The organism is Pseudonocardia sp. ICBG1293 (assembly GCF_020131355.1).
Classification (GTDB): Bacteria; Actinomycetota; Actinomycetes; order Mycobacteriales; family Pseudonocardiaceae; genus Pseudonocardia.
In genome coordinates, this window is sequence record NZ_JAHLEL010000009.1 from 23,390 (window position 1) to 46,226 (window position 22,837).

The window sequence follows — 22,837 nt, forward strand, 5'->3', positions numbered from 1 at the left end:
CCGGCCATTCCTTCCCGGATCGTGGGAATGCGCTGTCGCTCAGGAGGCGCAGTTGCCCGTGTCGGCCGGGGTCGACGCACCGCCCGCGGCCACGTTCAACGCCTGCCCGACCTGCTCGGCGGTGAGCACGAAGCCGGTCTCGGTGTCGTCCAGCGCGGCGCCGAACACGACGCCGACCACCCGTCCGTCGGGGGTGATCATCGGGCCGCCGGAGTTGCCGGACCGCACGACCGCGCGGACGGTGTACACGTCGCGCAGCACGCTGCCCTGCTCGTAGATGTCCGGGCCGCGCAGCCGGATCCGCTCGCGGACCTTGCCCGGGGTGACCGTGTAGGGACCGTCCAGCGGGTAGCCCAGGATGATCACGTCGTCGCCGACGCGGGCCGGGTCCGGGCTGAACTGCAGCGGCTCCTCGTCGAGGTCGGGCACGTCGAGCACGGCCACGTCGACCTCGGGGTCGTAGTGCACGACCTGTGCGTCGAGCTGGCGGGCCCGTCCGCTCGCCGTGGTCACCTCGACGGTGGTGCTCGAGGTGCCGGCGACCACGTGCGCGTTGGTCATCACCCGCTGCGGGGCGACGACGAAGCCGGTGCCCTCCAGGGCGCGCCGGCAGGACGGGGCACGTCCGCGGACCTTGAGCACGCGGTCGCGCAGCTCGGTGACCACCGGGGACCGCGCGAGCTCGGAGTCCGGCGGACCGACCGCGGCGACCGGAGTCCGCGAGAACGGACTGACGACGTCGGGGAAGCCCGAGTCGTCGAGCAGCTGGCGCAGCTCGGCGGGGAGCCTGCGGGCCGCATCCGGCATGACGTCGTCCACGCCGGCGAGCACCCGCGAGTCGCGCAGTCCGCTGGTCAGGGTGGAGAAGCTCGTCGAGGACAGCGGCAGCGCGATCAACCAGGCCGCCACCACCACCGCGACCGCCTGTACGCCGGCCCCCAGCGTCGAGTCGACCTTCAGGGTGCCCTCGCCGCGGATCCGGTCGCGGATGAACCGCCCGAGGTAGACCCCCGTCGCCTCGCCCAGCGCGACGAGCAGCACCACCACGCCGATCCCCAGCAGCACCTTCCCCTGCTGGGACTCCACCTGCCCGGCCAGCAGCGGGGCGAGCCGGAGCCCGAGCACCGCGCCGGTCAGCACGCCGACGAACGACAGCAGCGCCACCGCGACCCCGTGTCGCCAGCCGGACGCCGCGGCCAGCAGGGCGAGGATCACGACGACGACGTCGACCCAGCTGATGCTCACCGGTCCACCACGCCGTGGTCGTCCACCCGGACTCCTTCCGGTTCGTGCCGCCGGGCGCGGGCCCAGGCGTCGTCGAGATCCAGGACCAGACCGGCGTCCCACGGACGTTCCCAGCCGGACCGCTGCAGCAGTGCGGACAGCAGGCCCGCGGTGAAACCCCAGACCATCAGACCCGCGGCGTCGAAGGCGGGGCCGGTGTGCCCGCTGGGCCCGCGCACGGTGAACCGGTTCGTCGGGTCGGTCAGCACCGACACCGGGACCCGGGCGACCCGGGCGACCTCGGCGGTGTCGACCACCCGCACCGGCGACGGCGACGCCCAGTGCGCCAGCACCGGGGTCACCAGGAAGCCGGTGGGCGGGAGGAACAGGTCGGGCAGGACGGCCAGCGGCACGACCCCGGACGGGTCCAGCCCGGTCTCCTCCCGGGCCTCCCGCAGCGCGGCGTGCACCGGCCCGGTGTCGGTCGGGTCGAGCCTGCCGCCGGGGAAGGCGACCTGCCCGGCGTGCGAGCGCAGCGTCGCCGCGCGCTCGGTGAGCAGCACGTCCGGCCCGCCGGACCCCTCGTCGGCGAACAGCATCAGCACCGAGGCCCGGCGCGGCTCGCCGCTGTCGGGCTGCAGCCGTCGCCATCCGAACCAGGCCGGGTCGAGTCCCAGCGCGCCGTCGACGAGCGGGCGCAGCGACGCCGGCGTCGCCGTGGGGTCGGGCTCGGGCACCCGCGGCACGCCCGCCGGTGCGGTCACCGGAACCGTTCCACGGCGGTCGCCACGTCCTCGGCGGTCCGGAACGGGACGGGCGGGTCCACCATCGTGACGCCGCCGTCGGCCCGGGTCACGTAGCTGACCGGCAGCAGCGGCGGGGTGTCGAGCGCGCGGCGGACGGCCCGCTGCGGGTCGGTCACGGCCGGCAGGGTCACCCCCAGCTGCGCGGACAGGGTGAGTGCGGCCACCGGGTCGTCCTGGACGTCGACGGTCAGGACGGGGAGCGCGCCGGGACGCTGCGCGTAGGCCTGCAGCGCGGGCAGCTCGTCGCGGCACGGCACGCACCACGACGCCCAGAAGTTGACCAGGGTCGGGCGCCCGGCGAGGGCTGCGCCCAGGTCGGTCCGGCCGTCGGCGCCCAGGCAGGGCACGGTGATCCCGGCGAGCGGGCCGGCCGGGGTGCCGCCGCTCGGGGCGGGGCAGGGAGCCAGTGCGGCCGAGGCGCGGGCGGTGGCCAGCTCGCGTGGGTCCGCGGCGGCCGGGTCGGTCTCGGGCCGGTCGGCCGGGGCGGCGCTCGCCGCGGTGCTGGTCCCGCCGGTCCCGGTGGTGCCGGACCCCGACGGCCACAGCGCCCAGACCGCGACCGCGACCAGCACGACGACGACCACGGTCGACACGATCTCGGAGCGGGAGGCGCCTGCCCGGGTCACCGGCCGTCCCCGGGCGGCCCCGCGAGCCCCGCGAGGGCGAGCAGGTGGTCGCGCTCCGGGCCCTTGACCAGCGCCGCAGCCTCCACCGGGTCGGTCGGACCGGATCCGAAGGCGGGGCAGTCGGCGGCGAGCGTGCAGGCGCCGCAGGCCGGCTTGCGGGAGTGGCACACGCGGCGGCCGTGGAAGATCACGTGGTGGGACACGATCATCCAGTCCCGGCGCGGGACCAGCTCGCCGATCGCGTGCTCGACCTTGACCGGGTCCTCCTCGATCGTCCATCCCCAGCGGCGGACCAGGCGTCCGAAATGGGTGTCCACGGTGATCCCCGGGACGTCGAACGCGTTCCCCAGGATGACGTTCGCGGTCTTGCGGCCGATCCCGGGGAGCTTCACGAGCTCGTCCAGCGTGGACGGCAGCTCCCCACCGTGCCGCTCGACGACGGCGGCGCCCAGCCCGGTCAGCGAGGTCGCCTTGTTCCGGTAGAAGCCGGTGGGGCGGATGAGCTCCTCGAGCTCGGTCCGGTCGGCGCCCGCGTAGTCCGCCGCGGTGGGGTACCGGGCGAACAGGGCGGGGGTGACCCGGTTGACCCGCTCGTCGGTGCACTGCGCGGACAGGATCGTCGCGACGGCCAGGTCCAGCGGGGTGGTGAAGTCCAGCTCGCAGTGCGCATGCGGGTAGGCCTGCGCCAGCGACCGGAGTATGCGGTTCACCCGGCGCGCTCGCCCGATCGGGCTCTCCCCGGCCGCGACGCGCGCGGCCAGACCGGCGGCGGCGCGGGGGGTGGGCCGCGTCGCCCGCGACGTCCGTCCGGCGGAGGTGCTCACGTGACCGAGAGTACGGGTGGGTACCGACAGTCGTGTCACGGTGTCGCGCCGTGCACCGCTCGCCGCCGGGCGCCGTCCGGTCCGCGGGGCGCGACGCTCGACCGGTCGGCGCGCCGGTGCGTCCGACGAGCGGTGCCCGTCCCGCCCGGCGCTACGCCGAACGGGCCGCGAGGTCACGAACGCGTCACGAAGACCCCGACCCGGTGACCCCCGACCGGCCGGAGTCCGAACCCGTACGGGAGGATCGGAGGTGCCATGACTGCCTGGTTGAGCGTCCTCGTCCCGTTGCTCGTGATGTTCTTCGCGCTCGGCATGGAGCGCGTCGAGTCCCGCATGCGGGAGTCCACCGTGCGTCAGGACGAGCTGGACGAGATGCTGGAACAGCCGCGTCCGGACGAGGTCCGCGCCCTGTTCCGCTCCGGCACGGGGCGCGCGCTGGAGCTGTTCCGGCTGCGCAACCGGCGCCGTCGGGGGGCTCGTCGGAGCCAGGTCCCGTCGGCCTGACAAGATCCCCTGCGGGCGCGTGACAGCGCCCCGCGACGAATCGGACCCGATCGGATGTCAATCCGATCGGGCCAGTGGTGCGCACGTGTGTGGCGAAGACCTCTACACTGACGCGCCGACGACCCGCCGTGACGATACGGCCGGTGAACGAGGAGCATTGCAGTGGACGAGGTTCTGATCCGGGCAGGGATCTTCCAAGGTGTGGAGCCCCAGGCCGCCGAGGCGCTGGCCGAAGCTCTGGAGGCTGCCGAGTTCTCCCGCGGGCAGGTCATCTTCTCCGAGGGTGAGCCCGGTGACCGCCTCTACATCGTGTCGGGCGGGAAGGTGAAGCTCGGCCGCAAGTCCCCCGACGGTCGGGAGAACCTGCTGATGGTGGCCGGCCCGTCGGACATGTTCGGTGAGCTGTCGATCTTCGACCCGGGCCCGCGCACGTCCTCGGCGACCGCGGTCACCGAGGTGCGCTGCTACACCATGGACCGCAGCGCGCTGCGGGAGTGGATCGGCAAGCGGCCGGAGATCGCCGAGCAGCTGCTGCGCGTGCTGGCCCGCCGGCTGCGCCGCACCAACAACATGCTCGCGGACCTGATCTTCACCGACGTGCCGGGCCGCGTGGCGAAGTCGCTGCTCCAGCTCGCGCGCCAGTTCGGCTCCCAGGAGTCGGGCCTGCTGCGGGTGACCCACGACCTCACCCAGGAGGAGATCGCCCAGCTCGTCGGCGCCTCCCGGGAGACCGTGAACAAGGCGCTCGCCGACTTCGCGCACCGTGGCTGGCTGCGGCTGGAGGGCAAGAGCGTGCTGATCCTGGAGCCGGAGCGGCTCACGCGTCGCGCACGCTAATCCTCTGGTACGGCCGTCCCAGAGCGTGTGATGCTGGGGTGTGCCCGCCGCCCTGTCCGACTACCGCGCCGCCCTGGGGACCCCCGGGGCGGCCGCGCCGGTCTGTGCCTCCGTCCTCGGTCGTTTCCCGATCGCGATGCACAGCCTCGCCACCCTGCTCTACGTCCGTGAGGTCCACGGCTCCTACGCCGTCGCCGGCGCCGTCTCGGCGGCCCTGCTGGTCGGGACCGCGGTCGGCACCGTCGTGCAGGGGCGGCTGCTCGACCGGCTGGGTGCGACCCGGCCGATGCTGGTGCTCGTCGCGGTCTACCTGCTCTGCGTCACCGGGCTGGTCCTGAGCATCGAGTCCCGGGCCGCGCTGCCGCTCACCGTCGCGGTCGCCGTGGTGACCGGGCTCGCGACGCCGGCGTTCGAGGGGTCGTCGCGGGCACTGTGGTCGGACCTGACCCCGCCCGGGCCGCGTCGCGAGGCCGCCTACACCTACGAGGCGATCAGCCTCGAGATCTTCTTCATCATGGGTCCCGCGCTGGCCGCGGTGCTGGTGGTGGCGACGCCGTGGCCGGGCACCGCGCTGGTCGTCGCGGCGACCGCCGAGATCGTCGGCACCACCTGGTTCGCGCTCACCGCCGCCGTCCGCCGCCGCTCGGCCCGCATCCGCGCCGAGCGTGCCGACGGGTCGCTGCCGGTCGAGGCCGGGCTGCTCGGGGTGTTCCGCCGCCCCGGGCTGCGGACGGTGGCGCTGGCCTCGCTCGGGTTCGGGCTGGTGGCGGGGACCGCCGAGGTCGGCGTGATCGCCGCGACCGCGTTCGCCGGCTCGCCCGCCGCCGGCGGTGTCCTGCTCTCGCTCTGGTCGGTGGTCTCGGTGCTGACCGGGGTGCTCTACGGGATGCGGCCCTGGCCGCGGCCGCTGCACCTGCGGCTGCCGGTCCTGCTCGCCGGGTTCGCCGTCCTGGTGACGGCGATGGGGCTGGTCTCCCCGCTCGGCTCGCTGGTGCTGCTGGCCGTGGTGATGATGGTGGCCGGCGCCCTGATCACCCCGCAGGTCACCGCGCACTCCCTCGGCGTCGAGCAGACCGCTCCGGCCGGGTCGGCGACCGAGGCGTTCAACTGGATGGTGATGGCCGCGGTGCTCGGTGTCTCCGCCGGGCAGGCCCTGTCCGGCGCCATGATCGACCTGGTCGGACCGGGCGGGTACGCGGCGGGCGGCGCACTGGGGCTGCTGGTCGCGGGGCTGCTGTGGCTGCGTCGGGGCTCGGTCGCCGACACCGAGCCCCGCGTCGCGACGGCCGGGAGCCCGGCGTGAGCGAGGCGGGGGAGCTGCGGCGGCTGCGCGACGTCGTCGCCGGCGACATGGCCGGTGCGGACGTCGCACACGATCTCGGGCACCTCGACCGGGTCGCCGGGCTGTCGGCCCGGCTCGCGGTGCGCGAGGGCCTGGACGGCTTCGTCGCCGCCGTCGCCGCGTACGTGCACGACCACCACCGGGCCGCCGAGGCCCGGCTGGGCCGCGTCGTCGCACCCGCGGAGGTCCGCGACGACGCCCGGGACGCGCTGCGTCGCGGCGGGGTCGCCGAGCAGCTGTGGGACCCGGTGCTCGACGCCGTCGAGGCCACCGGCCGCTACTCGTTCTCCGAGACGGCCACGGCACCCACCGCGGACCGGTTCGCCGCCTGCCTGCACGACGCGGACATGCTCGACGCGATGGGCGCCACCGGCATCGCCCGCGCGTTCGCCTACGGCGGGGCCATCGGCGAGCCCCTGTGGGACCCGGCCGCGGGCGTCGCGGCCGGTGGCTACCGGTCCGGGCCGACCGGCTCGGTCGTCGCCCACTTCCACGAGAAGCTGCTCCGGCTGCGCGGCGAGCTGCGCACCGCCGCCGGCCGGGAGATGGGCGAGCGGCGGCACGCGGCGCTGGAGGAGTTCCTGCGCCGGTTCCGCGAGGAGTGGCTCGACGCGCACGGCGCCGCCGCCGGCGCCCCGCCCGGGGTCTAGATCGGGTCGAGGATCCGCTTCAGGAACTGCCGGGTGCGGGGTTGCGCGGGCTCGACCAGCACCTGCGACGGCGGACCGGACTCCGCCACCACGCCGCCGTCGACGAACAGGACCTGGTCGGCCACCTGCTGGGCGAAGCGGATCTCGTGGGTGACGATCACCATCGTGCGGCCCGCCGTGGCCAGGTCCTTGATCACCCGCAGGACGTCCCCGACGAGCTCGGGGTCCAGCGCGGAGGTGGGCTCGTCGAACAGCATCAGCTGCGGGTCGAGGGCCAGCGCGCGGGCGATCCCGACACGCTGCTGCTGACCCCCCGAGAGCTGGTACGGGTACTGGTCGGACTTCTCGGCCAGCCCCACCTGGTCCAGCAGCCGCCGGGCGTCCGCGGTCGCCTCGGCCCGGGGCCGCTTCTGCACCACCACCGGCCCCTCGATGACGTTCTCCAGCACGGTGCGGTGCGGGAACAGGTTGTGCGACTGGAACACCATCGCGGTGCGGGACCGGAACCGGGCCAGCGTGGACCGGTCGACGGGGGCGCCGAAGTCGACCGCCAGGTCGCCGATCGTGATGACACCCGCGTCGGCCCGGTCCAGCGCGTTCAGCGTGCGCAGCACCGTCGTCTTGCCGGACCCGGACGGTCCGATCACCGCGGTGACGGTGCCGGCCGGGACGTCGAACCCGATGTCGCGCAGGACCTCCAGCGTCCCGAAGGACTTGCGCAGGCCCCGGACGGTCAGCAGGTCGCTCATCGCGCCACGTACCTCTCCAGCCGCGTCTCCACCCGTACCTGCACGGACGAGAGGATCAGGCAGACGATCCAGTAGTACACCGCGGCCACGCCGTAGAGGGCGAAGAAGTCGAACGTCGGCGCCGCGGCCAGCTGGGCGACCCGTAGCAGCTCGGTCACCAGGATGGTCGAGGCCAGCGAGGTGTCCTTCACCAGCGAGATCAGCGTGTTCGACAACGGGGGGACGGCGGTGCGCGCGGCCTGGGGGAGGATCACCCGGCGCAACGTCGTCGGATACCCCATGCCGATGGTCTGCGCGGCCTCCCACTGTCCCTTCGGGATGGACAGGATCGCCGCCCGGATGACCTCGGCCGCGTAGCCGCCGACGTTGAGGCTGAACGCGATCACCGCCGACGGGAACGGGTCGATCACCAGCCCGAGCTGCGGCAGCGCGTAGAACACGATGAACAGCTGCACCAGCAGCGGGGTGCCGCGGATGACCGAGATGTAGACGCGGGCCAGCCACGACAGCGGCGTGATCGAGGAGATGCGGGCCAGTGCCAGCAGCAGCGCCAGCACCAGCCCGATCACGAAGCTGATCGCCGTCAGCGGGATGGTCATCGTGACCGTCGCCTTCAGCATCGGCCACAGGTTGCGGCCGATCAGCTCCCAGGTGGCGGGATCCATCTACTTCCCGCTGACGTCCGAGCCGAAGTACTTCTCGGACAGCTGCGCCAGGGTGCCGTCGGTCCGCAGCTCGGCCAGCGCCCGGTCCACGTCGGGCATCAGGCCGCTGTCCTTGCGGGCGGCGAAGGCCTGCTCGCTCGTGTCCCCGGTGGTGCCGGCGACCTTCACGCCCCTGTCGCCGGTCGTCTTCTCGTACTCGCCGACGGCGAGGGTGTCGTTGACGGTGGCGTCGACCCGGCCGTCCTTGAGGAGCTGCACGGCCTGCACGAAGCCCTCGACGGCCTCGACGTTCGCGCCGGCCCCGCGGGCGACCTCGGCCCAGTTGCTGGTCGCGGACTGCGCGGTGGTGCGGCCCCGCAGGTCGGCGAGGGTCCGGACGGCGGTGTCGTCGGCGCGGGTGACGATCACACCCTCGGACACGGTGTAGGGGGTCGAGAGGTCGTACTTCGCCCTCCGCTCGTCGTTGATCGTGACCTGGTTGGCGACGAGGTCGATCCGCTGCGACTCGAGCGCGGCGAAGATCGAGTCCCACGGGGTCTGGACGAACTCGACCTCCTTGCCCAGCTTGGCGCCGACCGCGCGGGCCACCTCGACGTCGTAGCCGGTCAGCTCGCCGTCGGGACCCTGGAAGCTGAACGGGCTGTAGGTCCCCTCGGTGCCGATGCGCAGCGTGTCGGCCCCACCGCTGCTGCAGCCGACGAGGGTGGTGAGGGCCAGCAGCGCGGTGGCCACGGCCAGGATCGTGCGGCGCACGGGGGTCTCCTTCTCCGGTGGTGCGGAAGGACGGATCGCGTCGCCCCGCGAGATCGAGGGGACCCTAGGCCAGTCGCCGCAACCGGTTCAACGCACCGCGCGGAACCGCTCACCCACGGAGATGGTCGAGCTGGGCGTGTACGGACAGCTCGGCGGCGTCCCACAGCGAGGTGTCGACGTCGGCGTAGACGACCTCGACGACGTCGCGGGCCGACGCGTCCGGCCCGAGCTGCTCCAGTGCCGCCCGGACCTGCCCCAACCGCTGTTCGCGATGCGCGAGGTAGTGCCGCGCGGTCTCGGCGGCGTCCGGGAGCTCGGGCCCGTGGCCGGGCAGGACCGGCGTGCCCGCGGGGAGCTCCGCGATCCGGCGCAGCGAGTCCAGATAGGGCCCGAGGGTGCCGTCGGGGTGGGCGATGACGGTGGTCCCGCGGCCCAGGACGGTGTCGCCGGAGAGCAGCGCGACGCCGTCGGCGCCGGGGCCGCGCAGCAGCAGCGAGACCGAGTCCGAGGTGTGGCCGGGGGTGGTCAGCACCTCCAGCTCGACCCCGCCCCCGACGACGACGACGCCGTCGAGCAACGGGGTCGTGCCCGACGCCAGCGACGGGTCCGCGGCGAACACGGGCGCACCGGTCAGCTCGACGAACCGGCCGATCCCGCCGGCGTGGTCGTGGTGGCGGTGGGTCAGGACCACCGCGGTCACCGGCGGCCCGTCGGCCAGTGCCTCCAGGTGGGTGCCGTCGTCCTCACCCGGGTCGACGACGACCCGGTCGTGCGCGTCCGGTGCGGCCAGTACCCAGGTGTTGGTGCCCTCCAGCGTCATCGGGCCGGGGTTGTCCTGCAGCAGCACCGACGCCAGCGGGTGCGCGGCGCGCAGGGCGCCGTAGAGCGGATGGCTCACCGGGTCGTCTCCTCGTAGATCCAGTCGGGGTCGCCGGGCAGGGTGATCGTGACCATCCGCCCCTCGCGCCGCACGTCGGGGGTGATCGGCTCGATGTCCCGCGCCGCCGCGGCGGCCAGCACGTCGGCCGCGGTGTCGTGCCGGGCCAGCTCCTGCAGGGTCCGCAGGGTGGGCGGCATGAGCTGCAGCTCGTCCCCGGCGTGCCCGCTCAGGGCCTCGGCCGGGGTCCACCAGCGGGCCTCGACGGCCTCGGTGGTGGCGTCGTCGGCGACCTGGCCGTCCGGCACACGGGCGACGAGGAACGCGGTGTCGTAGCGCTGCGGGTTGCGCGGCGGGGTGATCCAGCGCGACCACGGGACCAGCAGGTCCGCGCGCAGCTCCAGGTCGTGGGCCGCGAGCAGCTCCGGCAGGGTGGTGCGGTGGGCGACGAGGTCGTCCCGCCAGGCCGCGGCGCCGGCCACCGGTCCGGGCTCGGTACCGGCGGGGGCGGCCAGCAGCACGCCGCACTCCTCGAAGGTCTCGCGCACGGCGGCGGTCACCAGGGCGGCGGCCAGGTCGGCGGGCTGACCCAGCCGGGCGCCGAACCGCTCGGGCCCCGGCCCGCGCCAGCGCGCGGGATCCGGCTCGTCACCGGCGGAGACGCTCCCGCCGGGGAACACGGTCATGCCACCGGCGAACGCCATCCCGGCCACCCGGCGCTGCAGGAAGACCTGCAGGCCGCCGTCCGGCTCGTCGCGGACCAGCAGGACCGTCGCGGCGGCCCTCGGCTCGACCGGCTGCGCCGCCGGATCATCGCTCATGGCCGCCGACCCTAGGTCATGATCGGGGCCGGTCGGCGGTGAGAATGCCCGCATGCGTATCGGACTGCTCGGCGCCGGACCGTGGGCGCGTCAGGTGCACGCCCCCGCCATCGCGGCGCATCCCCGCTGGTCGGCGGCCGGGGTGTGGGCACGACGGCCGGACGCGGCCGCCGAGGTCGCCGCGGTCTCCGGTGGCCCGGTGCACGCCTCGCTCGACGATCTGATCGACGCCTGCGACGCCGTCGCGTTCGCCGTCCCGCCCGCGGTCCAGGCGGAGCTGCTGGAGCGGGTGGTGGGTGCCGGCAAGCACGTGGTGCTGGAGAAGCCGCTGGCCGCGGACCTGCCCGCCGCGCAACGGGCCGCCGACGCGGTCGCGGCCTCCGGTGTCCGGTCGGCGACGATGCTGACCCTGCGCTTCGACCCGGCCATCCGGGCGTGGCTCGACGCGGTCCCGGCGGGTGCCGGTGGGCCCGGGACGACCGCGACCGCCCGCTGGCTGTCCGGGGCGCTGCTCGGCGGGCCGTTCGCGGCGTCGTCGTGGCGGGCCGAGCACGGGGCGCTGCTCGACGTCGGCCCGCACGTGGTGGACCTGCTGGACGCGGCACTGGGCCCGGTCGTGGACGTCGACCACGCCCACCGCGACGAGCCCGACCTGTGGCGGATCGGCCTCGTCCACGACGGCGGCGCCCGCAGCTCGGTGGTGCTCTCGCTGCGCGTCCCGGTGGACCCGACGGAGTTCGAGGTGGCGCTGGTCGGCGGGCTCGGTGCCGACGGCCGCGGCCGCTACGTGCTCGACCGTCGCCCGGCCGACGCGGTCGCCTGCTTCGGCGCGCTGCTCGACGACCTCGCCGAGGCGATCGGCTCCGGTGCCGATCTCCCGGTGGACGCGGCCCGCGCGCTGCACCTGCAGCGGGTGATCGACCGGATCGCCCAGGCGGTCGGCTGAGGGACCGCTCCCCGCCGGGGCCCGGCCCGGCCGTCAGCCCCGGTCGGTGCGTGCGGTCCCGTTGCGCGGGGTCGGCTCGCCGCCGTTCTCCCGGGCCGCGAGCTCCTCGTGCAGCCGTTGCAGCAGGTCCTGCTCGGTGGGGGTGAGCCGGTCGGCCAGGCCCCCGGCGGGACGTGGGCGGGGCCGTGGCCTCGGCGCCGGTTCCGCCGTGGGCGCGACCGCGGGATCCGCCGCCGGCGGCGGGGGCGCCACCACGTCGGCCGGTTCCGTGGGGTCCTCGACGGGCTCGTCCCACTCCTCCGGCTCGTCGTCGGTGAGCAGGAGGTGCCGGGGTCGGCGGTCCCCGTCGGCCGGGGCCGTCGGGACCGGGGCGCGCAGGATCGGGACGCCGGGGGGCGGGGTGGGTACCTCGTCGCGGGTGGGGCCGCCCTGGCCGGGGGCAGCCGCGGATCCGGGTGCCCCGGGCCCGTCGGTCCCCGGTCCGGTCCCCGGGCCGGTCGGTCCGGTGTCGGTCGATCCGGCGTCGGCGGGCCCGGCGTGGACAGGTCCGGCAGGGGAAGGCCCGGCGTGGGCAGGCCCGGTGACGGCCGGCGCGGCGTCGGCCGGCGCGGTGTCGGGCGATCCGGTGACGGCCGGCTCGGCGTGACCGGAGCCGGTGTCAACAGAGCGGGTGTCGGCGGGGCGGGTGTCGGGAGGGCCTTGGTGTGCGCGCGGAGCCGGGTCGGCGGGCGCCGGTCCGGGGAACGGGGATGCTCCGTTCACCCCGGCCCCCGCCGCAGGCGCGTCGAACCGGTCCCGGGGGACCCCGGGCCCGACGTGTGCCGGACCGGACGTGAACGGGGCCGGGTCGTCCCCGGTGGTCGCGCGGTCCGCGGGGGCCCCGGCGCCCTCCCGGTGGTCCTCCTCGACGGTCGCCGTGGTCGCCGTGGTGGGGACGACCTGCGGCGTGCCCGGGACGGTGTCACCGACCCCGGTGGGCGTGGTCCTCGCCGAGGTGTCCGCCGGTGGGATCTCCCCCGCCCACGCACCGGAGGTCCAGTCGGCGAGCCAGGACGCCTCGTCGGGAGCCGGTGCGGCGGGCGGTCCGACGGGCGGGCGCCCGGCGACCGGACCGGGTCCGCCACCCGCGGGCGCCGGGCCTGCGCCGGCCCGGCCCGGCAGCGGTGCGCCGGGGCCGAGCGGGGGCGTCCCGGGGCCGGTCGCGGCCGGGCTCGCGACGGTGGCCGGCAGCGCGGGGGCGGCCGTCGGTGCCGAGGTGGCCGGGATCGCGGGGCGCGTGGGCGCAACCCGGGGTGCCGGTCCGTCCGAGGGGGACGGCCGGTCGGGCGGCGGTGACGCGGCGGGCGGGCTCGGACGCCGCTCCGGCGGGGCCGCTCCGGGTCCGCGGCCCGCGGTCCCGGGCAGCGCGCCGTTCGCACCCGGCCGGTGGTCGTGGGTGGAGGCGACGGGGTCGGCGACGAACCGGTGCCGGGGGGTGCCGCCGACCTCGTCGACCCCGCTCGGCGGCGTCGCGTCCGGGGCCCCGGGCTGCGCGGCCGGCGAGTCGAACCAGTCGTCGGCGGAGGCCTCCCGCAACGCCCGGATCGGCGGCGACGGCCGCGGGGCCGGGTGCACCGTGTCTGCGCGCTCGGACGGGACCGGTGCGGGCCCGCGCGGGGCGGTGGGGTCACGCGGTGCCACCGTTCCCGGGGCGGCCGCCGCGCCCGTCCCGGGCCGCGGCGTGTCGTCCCGGGGGGCCGGGCTCGCGTCACGACGGGGCGTGCCGGGTCCGGGAGCCGGCTCCGTCACCGCGGCGGGCTCCGTCACCGCAGCGGGGTCCGTCACGGCGGTCGAGCCCGTCGCGGTGCCGGCCGCGACCGCGTCCCGGTCCGTGCGGGAGCCGTCGGCTCCCGGCGCCCCGGCCACGCCGGAGTCCGACGTGCCGGGCTCCGGGATGGTTCCGGGGACGACCGGTCCCGTAGGTCCGCCGGTCGGGCGCGAGGTGGGCCCGCCGGTGAGCGGCGCGGCCGTGGGTCCGGAGGAGCGGTCCTCCACGTCGGAGGCACCGGGGTCGGCACGGTCCCCGCCGGACGTGAGGACGCCGGCGTCGTGGGGGCCGGGGTCGGTCACCGGGTCCCGGTCCGTCCGCGGAGCGTCCGGGACCGCCGCCGACCGGGGGCCGATGTGGTCGAGGGGCGCCGGGACGGACGCCGTCGCGGTCTCGTCGCCGCTCCCGGTCGTGCCGGCGGGGTCCACCGGCACGGACCCGGCCGGGTCACCGGCGAGCGGTGCGTCGTCCGGGGTGTCGCCGGACCACGTCTCGCGGCGGCCCGCGGTGTCGCCGGACCACGGATCCGCATCCGACCACCGACCCTGCTCGGAGCCGGAGCCGGAGCCGGAGCCGGAGCCGGAGCCCAGGGGCTCGTCGGGCGGGGACGGTGTCCCGTCGGGCAGGGCCGCGACCGCGGTGGGTGCGGCCGGGAGACGCTCCGCCGTGGCCGGCTCGCTCCCGTCCGGCAGGTCGGCACGGGGCGCGTCCGGTGCCGGCCCGGCGTCCCCCGCGAGCTCCTCCGTCACGGGCGCACCGGAAGCGGGAGACGGCGTCGCGGGTAGCGGCCGAGCCACCTCGTGGGCGGCGCGGTGGTAGTCGGGGTCCGGGGCGTCGTCGCCGACCTCGACCGCCACGGTCAGCCCGACCCGCGACAGCGCCGACTGCGCCTGGTAGGTCAGGACCTCGGGTGCGCCCTGCGAGCCGGTGCGGGCCAGCAGCACGGCCTGCGGCAACGGCCCGGTGGCGGCACCGGCGGGCGTCGTGCGCCAGGCGAGCGTCCAGCCCGACTCCGGGACCGGGACCGCGCCGAGCGCGGCCGCGACCTCCTCCGCGGCGCCGGGCGGGCCGTCGCCGTCGAACCGGTGCCGGCCGGTGGCGGTGTCCGCGGCGGGCGGCAGGCAGAGGTCGGCGTCGGGCTGCACCCGGCGGGCGGCGGCCTCGGCCACCAGCGCGGAGCGCACCGCGTGCGGCAGCACCGCCCGACCCGCGACGAGCTCGGCGACCAGCAGCTCCAGCGCGTGCCCCTCCTCGCCGACGGCGACGAGCTCACGTCCGGTGGCGAGCAGGTCGTCGTCCACCCGGCCGGCCAGTTCCCGCAGCAGGCGGTACGTGGGGTCGGACAGGGGCCTCCTTCGCGGTCCCGCGTCAGCCGGTGGGGACCGGCTCGCGGCTCCACAACGACGCCGCCGCGGTGCACGCGGCCTCGTGGTACTCGGTCGGGGCGTCGCCGGTGAGGGCCTCGACGCGCGGGACGCGGTCACCGTGGACGCGCAGCAGGCGGGCGACCGCGGCGGCGAGCAGGTGCGGGCGGCGGGCGTCGCGCACCAGCAGGACACGGGCGCCGTCCTCGCGGACGGCCAGCAGCAGCGCGGACGCCTCGTCCCGCACGACCGACAGCGCCGACCACGCGGCCAGGTCCGGCTCACCCGCGGTGAACGCGGGCGGGGCGGGCGGTGTGCCGGGCAGCACCGCGTCCACCAGGCGACGTGACGGGGCGTCCGGCCCGACGACCTCGGCGAGCAGGGTGCGCTCGTGCCCGGTCAGCCCGACCCGCCGGCGCAGCAGCGTGCGCGGCGGGACCGCGCCCAGGGCCGCGGTGTCCCCGGCGGCCAGCCAGTCGCGCAGCCGCCAGAGCAGCTCGTCGGGAATCCGGCCGGCGAGCCGCAGCAGCAGCTCGTGACCGGCCGGGACCCCGGCGAGCCCGTCCATGTCAGCTGCCGACCTCGACGGTCAGCTCCACCTCGACCGGCACGTCGAGCGGCAGCACGGCGACGCCGACGGCCGAGCGGGCGTGCGCCCCGGCCTCGCCGAAGACCTCGCCGAGCAGGTCGGACGCTCCGTTGACCACGCCGGGCTGCCCGGTGAACGCGGGGTCCGAGGCGACGAACCCGACCACCTTCACCACACCGGTGACGGCGTCGAGACCGACCAGGCCGTCGATCGCGGCCAGCGCGTTCAGTGTGCAGATCCGGGCCAGGTCGTAGGCCTGCTCGGCGGAGACCGTGTCGCCGACCTTGCCGGTCGCGGCGACCTTCCCGTCCACGAACGGGACCTGGCCGGCGGTGAACACGAGGTTCCCGCTGCGCCGGGCCGGGATGTAGGCCCCGGCCGGGGCCGCCACCGCGGGCAGGGCCAGGCCCAGTTCCTTCAGCCGGGCGAGTGCGCTCACTGCTGCACCGGCCGCTTGAAGAACGCCACCAGCTGCTCGGCGTTGGCGCCGCTGGTCACCGTGACCAGTTCCCAGCCGTCCTGGCCGAAGTTGTCCAGGATCGCCTTGGTGTTGTGGATCAGCAGGGGGGCGGTCAGGTATTCCCACTTCACGACCGGGGAGCTCATGGCCGGGACTGTAACCCGGGCACCCGACACCGGGCCGCCGTGGCGCGACGGATGGCCGTCCCGCTGCGACGGACGCCCGCCGTCGGGGAACCGGACGCGCCGGTCCGTTGTGGCACGCACCTCGCCGACGGGCCGCTGTCGGTGGGCGCTCGTAGGCTGGATCCCGTGACGACGACCGTCCGGCCCGAGGCCGGTGCCCGCCCCGCCCCGTGGCCCGACGCGCTCTCCCGTGCGCGGTTCCACGTGGTCTCCGGCAAGGGCGGCACCGGCAAGACCACCGTGGCCGCGTCCCTGGCACTCGCACTGGCCGGCGGCGGCAAGCGGGTGCTGCTCGTCGAGGTCGAGGGCCGCCAGGGCATCGCCCAGGTCTTCGACACGGCCCCGCTGCCCTACGAGGAGCGGCGCATCGCGGTGGCACCCGGCGGTGGTGAGGTGCGGGCGCTGGCGGTCGACGCCGAGGCCGCGCTGCTGGAGTACTTCGAGATGTTCTACCGGCTCGGCGTCGCCGGGCGGACCCTGCGGCGGATGGGCGCGATCGAGTTCGCGACCACGCTGGCCCCCGGCCTGCGCGACGTGCTGCTCACCGGCAAGGCCAAGGAGTGCGTCACCCGCACCGAGGCCGACGGGCGCCCCACCTACGACGCCGTCGTCCTCGACGCCCCGCCGACCGGGCGCCTGGTCACCTTCCTCGACGTCACCAAGGCGATGGCCGACCTGGCCAAGGTCGGCCCGATCCACGGCCAGGCCAAGGGCGTCGACCAGCTCATCCACTCCCCGCTCACGGCCGTGCACCTGGTCACGCTGCTGTCGGACCTGCCGGTCACCGAGACGCTCGACGCGGCCGCCGAGCTGGAGGCCGCCGGCATCCCGCTCGGCACGGTCGTGGTCAACCGGATGCGCGAACAGTGGCTGCCCGACCGGTCGGTCACCGCCGCCGCGGGCGGGCGGGTGGACGCCGCCCGCATCCGCAACGGCCTGCAGAGCGCCGGGATCGAGCTGGCCCCCGACGAGATCGACGGGCTGGTCGCCGAGACCGTCGAGCACGCCGTCGCCGTCGCGGGGGAGACCACCGCGCTCCGGCGCCTGGAGACCGAACCGACCCCGCCGCTGTCGCGGCTCACGCTGCCCGCCCTGCTCGGCGGCGTGGACCTCGGCTCGCTCTACGAGCTGGCCGAGTCGATGACCGCGCAGGGCGTGCACCTGGAGGCCCGCCGATGACCGCCCCCCTGGACGTCGACGCGCTGATCGACGACCCGGACACCCGGGTGATCGTCTGCTGCGGCTCCGGTGGTGTCGGGAAGACGACCACCTCCGCCGCGATCGCGGTGCGCGCCGCGGAGCGGGGCCGTCAGGTCGTCGTGCTCACCATCGACCCGGCGCGCCGGCTGGCGCAGGCGCTCGGGGTGGACGAGCTGTCCAACGACCCCGCGCCGGTGAAGGCCGCCGACGGCGAGCTCGCCGCGATGATGCTGGACATGCGCCGCACCTTCGACGAGATGGTGGAGTCGCACGCCCCGCCCGAGCGGGCTCAGAAGATCATCGAGAATCCCTTCTACCAGACCATCTCCTCCTCGTTCTCCGGCACGCAGGAGTACATGGCGATGGAGAAGCTGGGCCAGCTCGCCGGCGCCGGGACGTGGGACCTCGTCGTCGTCGACACCCCGCCGTCGCGGTCGGCGCTGGACTTCCTCGACGCCCCGCAACGCATGTCGCGCTTCCTCGACGGCCGCATGATCCGGCTGCTCGCCGCGCCCGCCCGGGCGGGGGGTCGCGGGCTGCGCCGGATCGTCGAGGCCGGGTTCGGGCTGTTCGCCAAGGCCGTCGGGTCGATCATCGGCGGCCAGATGCTGCAGGACGCGTCGGCGTTCGTCCAGGCCTTCGACACCCTGTTCGGCGGGTTCGCCGAGCGGGCCGAGAAGACCTACGCGCTGCTCCGCTCGGAGGGGACGGCGTTCCTCGTCGTCGCCGCGCCCGAGCCGGACGCGCTGCGCGAGGCCGCCTACTTCACCGAACGGCTCTCCTCGGAGGACATGCTGCTGGCCGGGCTGGTGCTGAACCGGACCCATCCGGTGCTCGCCCCGGTCTCCGCGGCCCGCGCCCGCGCCGCGGCCGAGCAGGTCGGCGGACCCGGCTCGCAGATCGCCGCCGCGGTGCTGCGCCTGCACGCCGACCGCGCCGACCTGCACGAACGTGAGGAACACCTGCTCACCCGGTTCTCCGCGGCGCACCCGCGGGTGGCGGTCGCCCGGGTGCCCGCGCTGGCCGGCGACATCGCCGACCTGGACGGCCTGCGCCGGGTGGGCGCGCTGCTGGCCGGGGAGGCCGAGCCCGCCGCCGCGTCCACCGTCGGCTGAGCCGCAGGGGCTCGGCGGGAGGGCTCAGGTCGGGCCGAGCGCGTCCCGCAGCCGGGCCGAGCGTGGCGCGAACACCTCCAGCACCCCGACCGCGCGCAACCCGGGCAGCAGCTCCCGCAGGTGTGCGGTGAGCCCGGCCTCGGCCGGGTCGCCCGGCGGCAGTGCCTCCAGCGACCGGGCCGAGGCGACGAACGCCGCCACCGTGCCCTTGCGCACCCGTGTCCCGCCCAGCTCGGCCCAGTCGTCGCCGTCGGGCAGGACGTCCCGGGGGTCCACCGCTCCGGTCATGGCCACTCCCTCCATCAGCGTGCACTATGCACGTATCGGGACGCTACGCCGCTCGCCCATGTGCGTGCAAGATGCACGTAGAATGACCGCGTGACCCCCGAACACCGGTGTGCCGACGCGCTGGGCCTGCTGCTCCTGCGCGACACCCGGACCGGCCTGCACGCGTCGCTGACCGGAGGGATCGACGGCCTCGACGCGACGACCTACCCGGTCCTGTCCGGTCTGGCCCGCCTCGGTGACGGTGTCACCACGACCGAGCTGGCCTCCGCGGTGGGGCTGGACCGCAGCGTCACCAGCAGGCACGTCGGTGCACTGGTCGGCCACGGGCTGCTGCGCCGCCGCCCGCACGGCGACGACGCCCGCGCCGTCGCCGTCGAGCTCACCGCCGCCGGCCGGGCGGCCGTCGAACGCACCCGGTCCCGGCTCGACGCGCGCCTGGCCGACCTGCTCGCCGGGCTCGACCCGGCGGAGGCGGACCGGTTCGCCACCGTGCTGGAGGGCGTCGTCGCCGGGCTGCGTTCCTCGCGCAGCTGAGCTCAGGGCATCGCGAAGAAGATCATCGGGTTGCGCGTGGTGCCGCGCGCACCGGTGATGCCCAGCTCCGCGCGAACGGCGTCGAGCGCGCGCAGCGCCCCGGGCGCGGCCGGGCGGGACGCGGTGAACCACGGCGTCCCGGTGCGCTCCAGCCGGCGCAGCACCTCCGAGCCCTCGGTGAACGGGCGCGCCCGCGGCAGGTGGAACACGTCGTGCACGCTGGTCGGGGTACCCGGCGTGATCCGTCCGAACAGGTGCTCCAGGTACCAGCGCGCGAACCGGCGCCCGTGATCGGCGTCGACGAACAGGTAGCCGGTGTCGTGCGGGACCTTCTCCAGGTTCTCGCGCAGGTCGCCGGGGTGGAACGTCCAGCGTCCCGTGGCCAGGTCGTCGGGCACGGTGCGGCGCACGTGGTCCACCAGGTCGAACGAGGACAGGTGCCCGGACCCGTTGTCGCGCAGCGCCGACAGGATCCATGCGGTGGACCAGCCGTAGTACGTGCCGATCTCGACCACCTGCGACGGCCGGTGGTGGCGCAGCAGCAGGTAGGTGATCTCGGCCTCGACGTCGTCGAGCTGCGGGGTGATCGACCCGGTCGCCAGGAGGGCGCGCTGCCGGTCGATCACCGCGGCGAGATCGTCGGCGTGCGTCCGGTAGAGACCGGTCAGGAGTTCGAGCACCCCTCGGACGCTAGCGGGTCAGGCGCTCCTACGGCGTCCGGCGTAGTGGTCGGAGCGCGCACGGCCCAGCAGGCTCGCCCAGTCGCGCACCTCCGGGCGTCGCCGGAGCACCGCCCGCCGCTCCCGCTCGGTCATGCCGCCCCACACGCCGAACTCGACCTGATGGTCCAGGGCGTGCGCCAGGCACTCGGTGCGCACCGGGCAGGACAGGCAGAACTCGCGCGCCTCGCGCTGGTCGGCGCCGGTGACGAACAGGTCCTCGGCGTCGGAGGTGCGGCAGCGCGCGGCGGAGCGCCAGTTCCAGACCGCGGTGCACGCGCGGACGACGACGGCGGGCCGCAGGCGGGGCCTGCCGGTGACGGGACGCAGGGTGTCGAGCCTCGGGTCGCCTTTCGGGCCGGCGCGGGCCCGGTGGCCCGCGAGGTGATGCCTCGATCCTCGGCTGCGGAGGGGAGCCGGGTCAGCGCGCAAAACTACGCAACCGGGGACACGATCCTGACCGTGTCCTGACCTCGGGGCCCGTAGGCTTGCCCGTGTGAGGTTCCCCCGGCGTCTGCTCCGCCCGCTCGGCGTCCTCGCCGGCCTGTGCGTCCTGCTCGGTGTGGTCACGGCGGGCATGGCCTTCCCACTGGTGGGTGGCCTCGGCGTGCTGTCGAACGAGGCGGGCGACAGCGTCACGTCCAGCTCGGCGGACCTGGTCGGCACCCGCCCCCCGCTGACGACGACCCTCACCGACTCCGGCGGCCGCCCGATCGCCTACCTGTTCGACCAGAACCGCACCGAGGTCACGAACGACCAGATCTCGACCGCGATGAAGGGCGCGATGCTGGCGATCGAGGACCGCCGGTTCTACGACCACGACGGCGTCGACTGGCAGGGGACGCTGCGCGCGGTCGTCGCGAACTCGGCGTCGGGCGACGTCGTCCAGGGCGCCTCGACGATCACCCAGCAGTACGTCAAGAACTACATGCTCTACGTCGACGCGACGAGCGAGGCCGAGCGGCTCAAGGCCACCGAGCAGACCCCGGCCCGCAAGCTCAAGGAGGCGCGGATCGCCCTGCAGCTGGAGCGCCAGCTGTCCAAGGACGAGATCCTCAACCGCTACCTCAACATCGTCTTCCTGGGGAACGGCTCCTACGGCGTCGCCGCCGGGGCGCGCACCTACTTCAACACCACGCCGGACAAGCTGACCGTCCCGCAGGCCGCGATGCTCGCCGGGATAGTCCGCTCGACCACCCAGTTCGACCCGGTGCAGAACCCGGAGACCGCGCTGCAGCGGCGCAACGTCGTGATCGACCAGATGCGCCAGCAGCAGATGATCGACGACGCCCAGGCCCGGCAGGCGATGGCGGCCCCGCTCGGCGTCGCGAACCCGCTGGTCCGGGTGCCCAACGGCTGCAACGGCGCCGGGGACATGGGCTTCTTCTGCAAGTACGTCGTGCAGTACCTGACCGAGGCCGGGTTCACCGAGGAGCAGATCCAGCGCGGCGGCTACACCATCCGCACGACCCTGGACCGCCGGGCGATGGAGGAGGTCAAGCGCTCCCTCGACAAGGAGGTCGCGCCGGACACCCCCAACGTCGCGAACGTGATGTCGCTGGTGAAGCCCGGCCAGGACGCACACCGGGTGCTCGCGATGGGGTCGAGCCGCACCTTCGGTCTGAACGCCGACGCCGAGGAGACCAGCTACGGCCTGCCGTACCAGCCGGTCAACCTCGGTGCCGGGTCCACGTACAAGATCTTCACCGCGGCCACCGCGCTGGAGAAGGGCCTCGGCATCAACTACTCGATGCAGGTGCCGCCGTCGGGCTACGCCTCCCCGATCTACGTCGACGGCAGCGGCCGCCCGATCCCGGTCGGCAACGCGAGCGAGGGCCTGCCGCCGCGGATGAGCATGACCGACGCGCTGGCGCAGTCGCCGAACACCGCGTTCATCAAGCTGGAGGAGTTCACCGGGGTGCCGGACGTGGTCGACATGGCCGTCCGTCTCGGCATGAAGTCCCTGGCCACGACCCCGTTCGTCGACCCGGGCTCGGGCAAGCGCACCGACCGGTCGATCGCCGAGGTGATCAAGGATCAGCGGCTGGCGTCGTTCACCCTCGGCGTCACCCCGACCTCGGTGCTGGAGCTGGCGAACGTCGGCGCCACCCTGTTCTCCCAGGGCAAGTGGTGCCCGCCGACGCCGATCGACTCGATCACCGACGCCGAGGGCCAGCCGGTCCCGATCACCGAGGAGCCGTGCCAGCAGGCCGTCGACCCGGGCCTGGCGAACACCCTGGTCACCGGCCTGAGCAAGGACGACATCGCCGGTACCTCCGCCGCCGCGGCGCGGGCCGCCGGCTGGACCCGGCCGATGGCCGGCAAGACCGGGACGACCCAGCAGCACAAGTCGGCGGCGTTCATGGGCGCGATCCCGGAGATGGCCGGCGCGGTCATCACCTTCGACAACTCCAACCGTCCCCGGCCCCTCTGCGACGGCGGCGGCGCACCGTTCGCGTGCGGCAACGGCAACATCTTCGGCGGCAAGACGCCCGCCCGGACCTGGTACGGCGCGGTCACCCCGCTGGTGGCGAACACGCCGCCGACCCCGCTGCCGCCGACCGACCCGCGGTACCTCGGCGGCGGCGCCGAGTCGCGCATCCCGGACGTCGTCGGACGGTCGGAGTCCGGCGCCCGCGGGGAGCTGGAGGGCGCGGGCTGGCAGGTCACGACCCGCACCGTCGACAACAACGCCCCGGAGGGCACGGTCGTGGGGCAGGAGCCGCGCGGCGCCGCGCTGCCGGGCGAGCAGGTGACCCTGCAGGTCAGCAGCGGTTCGGTCCCCGCTCCGCCGCCGCCGCCGGGCACCCCGGGCCCCGCACCGGCCCCGGGCGGGACCGACGGCGGCCCGCCGGCGAACCGGCCCGAGGGCGACGGCCCTCCGCCCGAGGGCGGCTGACGCAGGCTCCGCACGCGCAGGGCGACCCGGCAGCACCGGCCCGGCCGGGTCAC

At 75.4% G+C, this 22,837-nt stretch carries 25 protein-coding genes; 9 read left to right on the forward strand and 16 right to left on the reverse strand.

The window, feature by feature from the left end; translation table 11 throughout:
* Positions 1-39 precede the first annotated feature (39 nt).
* From KPF47_RS06520 to nth, 4 genes are read right to left on the reverse strand one after another with little or no spacing between them, the layout of a single operon-like run.
* Complete coding sequence (locus KPF47_RS06520) at positions 40-1,239, reverse strand: MarP family serine protease (protein WP_374108810.1); 1,200 nt, start codon at positions 1,237-1,239, stop codon at positions 40-42.
* A 2-nt stretch (positions 1,240-1,241) separates the two neighbouring features.
* Positions 1,242-1,988, reverse strand: coding sequence for a CoA pyrophosphatase (locus KPF47_RS06525; protein ID WP_224387626.1), 747 nt, complete (start codon positions 1,986-1,988; stop codon positions 1,242-1,244).
* Positions 1,985-2,656 (reverse strand): TlpA disulfide reductase family protein, encoded by a 672-nt coding sequence (locus KPF47_RS06530; protein ID WP_224387627.1) that lies wholly within the window; start codon positions 2,654-2,656, stop codon positions 1,985-1,987. The genes KPF47_RS06525 and KPF47_RS06530 overlap by 4 nt, the downstream gene beginning before the upstream one ends.
* A complete protein-coding gene (gene nth / locus KPF47_RS06535) occupies positions 2,653-3,417 on the reverse strand; it encodes an endonuclease III (RefSeq protein WP_255659254.1) in 765 nt (254 codons plus the stop codon). Before nth ends, KPF47_RS06530 begins: the two co-directional genes overlap by 4 nt.
* 318 nt (positions 3,418-3,735) lie before the next feature.
* Here nth and KPF47_RS06540 point away from each other — a divergent pair, with 318 nt between their 5' ends.
* The 4 genes from KPF47_RS06540 (at position 3,736) to KPF47_RS06555 (ending at position 6,813) form a co-directional block, all read left to right on the forward strand.
* Positions 3,736-3,984 (forward strand): hypothetical protein, encoded by a 249-nt coding sequence (locus KPF47_RS06540; protein WP_043282623.1) that lies wholly within the window; start codon positions 3,736-3,738, stop codon positions 3,982-3,984.
* A gap of 162 nt (positions 3,985-4,146) precedes the next feature.
* Complete coding sequence (locus KPF47_RS06545; RefSeq protein WP_224387628.1) at positions 4,147-4,821, forward strand: Crp/Fnr family transcriptional regulator; 675 nt, start codon at positions 4,147-4,149, stop codon at positions 4,819-4,821.
* Between the two features lie 40 nt (positions 4,822-4,861).
* Positions 4,862-6,124, forward strand: a complete 1,263-nt coding sequence (locus KPF47_RS06550; RefSeq protein ID WP_224387629.1) for an MFS transporter — start codon at positions 4,862-4,864, stop codon at positions 6,122-6,124.
* The gene (locus KPF47_RS06555; RefSeq protein ID WP_224387630.1) at positions 6,121-6,813 is read left to right on the forward strand and encodes an HD domain-containing protein; all 693 of its coding nucleotides are present in this window, start codon (positions 6,121-6,123) and stop codon (positions 6,811-6,813) included. The genes KPF47_RS06550 and KPF47_RS06555 overlap by 4 nt, the downstream gene beginning before the upstream one ends.
* Here KPF47_RS06555 and KPF47_RS06560 read toward each other — a convergent pair.
* The 5 genes from KPF47_RS06560 to KPF47_RS06580 all read right to left on the reverse strand — a co-directional run bounded on the left by KPF47_RS06560 (position 6,810) and on the right by KPF47_RS06580 (position 10,678).
* Complete coding sequence (locus KPF47_RS06560) at positions 6,810-7,562, reverse strand: amino acid ABC transporter ATP-binding protein (RefSeq protein ID WP_305080410.1); 753 nt, start codon at positions 7,560-7,562, stop codon at positions 6,810-6,812. The two genes, KPF47_RS06555 and KPF47_RS06560, sit on opposite strands and share 4 nt — an antisense overlap.
* Entirely contained in the window at positions 7,559-8,227 is a 669-nt protein-coding gene (locus tag KPF47_RS06565; RefSeq protein WP_224387631.1) for an amino acid ABC transporter permease, read from the reverse strand. Before KPF47_RS06565 ends, KPF47_RS06560 begins: the two co-directional genes overlap by 4 nt.
* Positions 8,228-8,980: an amino acid ABC transporter substrate-binding protein gene (locus KPF47_RS06570; RefSeq protein WP_224387632.1), complete on the reverse strand. Its 753-nt coding sequence runs from the start codon at positions 8,978-8,980 to the stop codon at positions 8,228-8,230.
* A 109-nt stretch (positions 8,981-9,089) separates the two neighbouring features.
* A complete protein-coding gene (locus KPF47_RS06575) occupies positions 9,090-9,878 on the reverse strand; it encodes an MBL fold metallo-hydrolase (RefSeq protein ID WP_224387633.1) in 789 nt (262 codons plus the stop codon).
* Complete coding sequence (locus KPF47_RS06580; protein WP_224387634.1) at positions 9,875-10,678, reverse strand: NUDIX hydrolase; 804 nt, start codon at positions 10,676-10,678, stop codon at positions 9,875-9,877. Before KPF47_RS06580 ends, KPF47_RS06575 begins: the two co-directional genes overlap by 4 nt.
* 52 nt (positions 10,679-10,730) lie before the next feature.
* On the opposite strand from KPF47_RS06580, the gene KPF47_RS06585 reads away from it, so the two are divergent.
* The gene (locus KPF47_RS06585; protein ID WP_224387635.1) at positions 10,731-11,624 is read left to right on the forward strand and encodes a Gfo/Idh/MocA family protein; all 894 of its coding nucleotides are present in this window, start codon (positions 10,731-10,733) and stop codon (positions 11,622-11,624) included.
* Positions 11,625-11,657: 33 nt separating this feature from the next.
* Here the strand turns inward: KPF47_RS06585 and KPF47_RS06590 are convergent, their stop codons facing one another.
* From KPF47_RS06590 to KPF47_RS06605, 4 genes are all read right to left on the reverse strand, one after another.
* A complete protein-coding gene (locus KPF47_RS06590) occupies positions 11,658-14,732 on the reverse strand; it encodes a hypothetical protein (RefSeq protein WP_224387636.1) in 3,075 nt (1,024 codons plus the stop codon).
* Between the two features lie 67 nt (positions 14,733-14,799).
* Positions 14,800-15,363 carry a hypothetical protein gene (locus KPF47_RS06595; RefSeq protein WP_224387637.1) on the reverse strand — a complete coding sequence of 188 codons (564 nt, stop codon included), beginning with the start codon at positions 15,361-15,363 and terminating at the stop codon, positions 14,800-14,802.
* A 1-nt stretch (position 15,364) separates the two neighbouring features.
* Positions 15,365-15,823 (reverse strand): RidA family protein, encoded by a 459-nt coding sequence (locus tag KPF47_RS06600; RefSeq protein WP_224387638.1) that lies wholly within the window; start codon positions 15,821-15,823, stop codon positions 15,365-15,367.
* On the reverse strand, positions 15,820-15,990 hold the full coding sequence (locus KPF47_RS06605) for a DUF4177 domain-containing protein (protein ID WP_139282840.1): 171 nt from the start codon (positions 15,988-15,990) through the stop codon (positions 15,820-15,822). The genes KPF47_RS06600 and KPF47_RS06605 overlap by 4 nt, the downstream gene beginning before the upstream one ends.
* 165 nt (positions 15,991-16,155) lie before the next feature.
* Here KPF47_RS06605 and KPF47_RS06610 point away from each other — a divergent pair, with 165 nt between their 5' ends.
* Positions 16,156-17,208, forward strand: coding sequence for an ArsA-related P-loop ATPase (locus KPF47_RS06610; RefSeq protein WP_224387639.1), 1,053 nt, complete (start codon positions 16,156-16,158; stop codon positions 17,206-17,208).
* Positions 17,205-18,344: an ArsA family ATPase gene (locus KPF47_RS06615; protein WP_224387640.1), complete on the forward strand. Its 1,140-nt coding sequence runs from the start codon at positions 17,205-17,207 to the stop codon at positions 18,342-18,344. Before KPF47_RS06610 ends, KPF47_RS06615 begins: the two co-directional genes overlap by 4 nt.
* 24 nt (positions 18,345-18,368) lie before the next feature.
* On the opposite strand, the gene KPF47_RS06620 is transcribed toward KPF47_RS06615, so the two are convergent.
* Entirely contained in the window at positions 18,369-18,632 is a 264-nt protein-coding gene (locus KPF47_RS06620) for a hypothetical protein (RefSeq protein ID WP_224387641.1), read from the reverse strand.
* A gap of 90 nt (positions 18,633-18,722) precedes the next feature.
* Between KPF47_RS06620 and KPF47_RS06625 the strand changes: the two genes are divergently transcribed.
* On the forward strand, positions 18,723-19,166 hold the full coding sequence (locus KPF47_RS06625) for a MarR family winged helix-turn-helix transcriptional regulator (RefSeq protein ID WP_224387642.1): 444 nt from the start codon (positions 18,723-18,725) through the stop codon (positions 19,164-19,166).
* Positions 19,167-19,168: 2 nt separating this feature from the next.
* On the opposite strand, the gene KPF47_RS06630 is transcribed toward KPF47_RS06625, so the two are convergent.
* Entirely contained in the window at positions 19,169-19,846 is a 678-nt protein-coding gene (locus tag KPF47_RS06630; protein WP_224387643.1) for a class I SAM-dependent methyltransferase, read from the reverse strand.
* An 18-nt stretch (positions 19,847-19,864) separates the two neighbouring features.
* The gene (locus KPF47_RS06635) at positions 19,865-20,188 is read right to left on the reverse strand and encodes a WhiB family transcriptional regulator (RefSeq protein ID WP_224387843.1); all 324 of its coding nucleotides are present in this window, start codon (positions 20,186-20,188) and stop codon (positions 19,865-19,867) included.
* 193 nt (positions 20,189-20,381) lie between these two features.
* Here KPF47_RS06635 and KPF47_RS06640 point away from each other — a divergent pair, with 193 nt between their 5' ends.
* Positions 20,382-22,784, forward strand: coding sequence for a penicillin-binding protein (locus KPF47_RS06640; RefSeq protein WP_308015340.1), 2,403 nt, complete (start codon positions 20,382-20,384; stop codon positions 22,782-22,784).
* The last annotated feature ends 53 nt before the right edge of the window (positions 22,785-22,837 follow it).

Bases quoted from the DNA above. Each gene is read 5' to 3' on its own strand.
- KPF47_RS06540 (WP_043282623.1), top strand. From the start codon at position 3,736: ATGACTGCCTGGTTGAGCGTCCTCGTCCCGTTGCTCGTGATGTTCTTC.
- KPF47_RS06560 (WP_305080410.1), bottom strand. From the start codon at position 7,562: ATGAGCGACCTGCTGACCGTCCGGGGCCTGCGCAAGTCCTTCGGGACG.
- KPF47_RS06565 (WP_224387631.1), bottom strand. From the start codon at position 8,227: ATGGATCCCGCCACCTGGGAGCTGATCGGCCGCAACCTGTGGCCGATG.
- KPF47_RS06580 (WP_224387634.1), bottom strand. From the start codon at position 10,678: ATGAGCGATGATCCGGCGGCGCAGCCGGTCGAGCCGAGGGCCGCCGCG.
- KPF47_RS06585 (WP_224387635.1), top strand. From the start codon at position 10,731: ATGCGTATCGGACTGCTCGGCGCCGGACCGTGGGCGCGTCAGGTGCAC.
- KPF47_RS06595 (WP_224387637.1), bottom strand. From the start codon at position 15,363: ATGGACGGGCTCGCCGGGGTCCCGGCCGGTCACGAGCTGCTGCTGCGG.
- KPF47_RS06605 (WP_139282840.1), bottom strand. From the start codon at position 15,990: ATGAGCTCCCCGGTCGTGAAGTGGGAATACCTGACCGCCCCCCTGCTG.
- KPF47_RS06615 (WP_224387640.1), top strand. From the start codon at position 17,205: ATGACCGCCCCCCTGGACGTCGACGCGCTGATCGACGACCCGGACACC.
- KPF47_RS06620 (WP_224387641.1), bottom strand. From the start codon at position 18,632: ATGACCGGAGCGGTGGACCCCCGGGACGTCCTGCCCGACGGCGACGAC.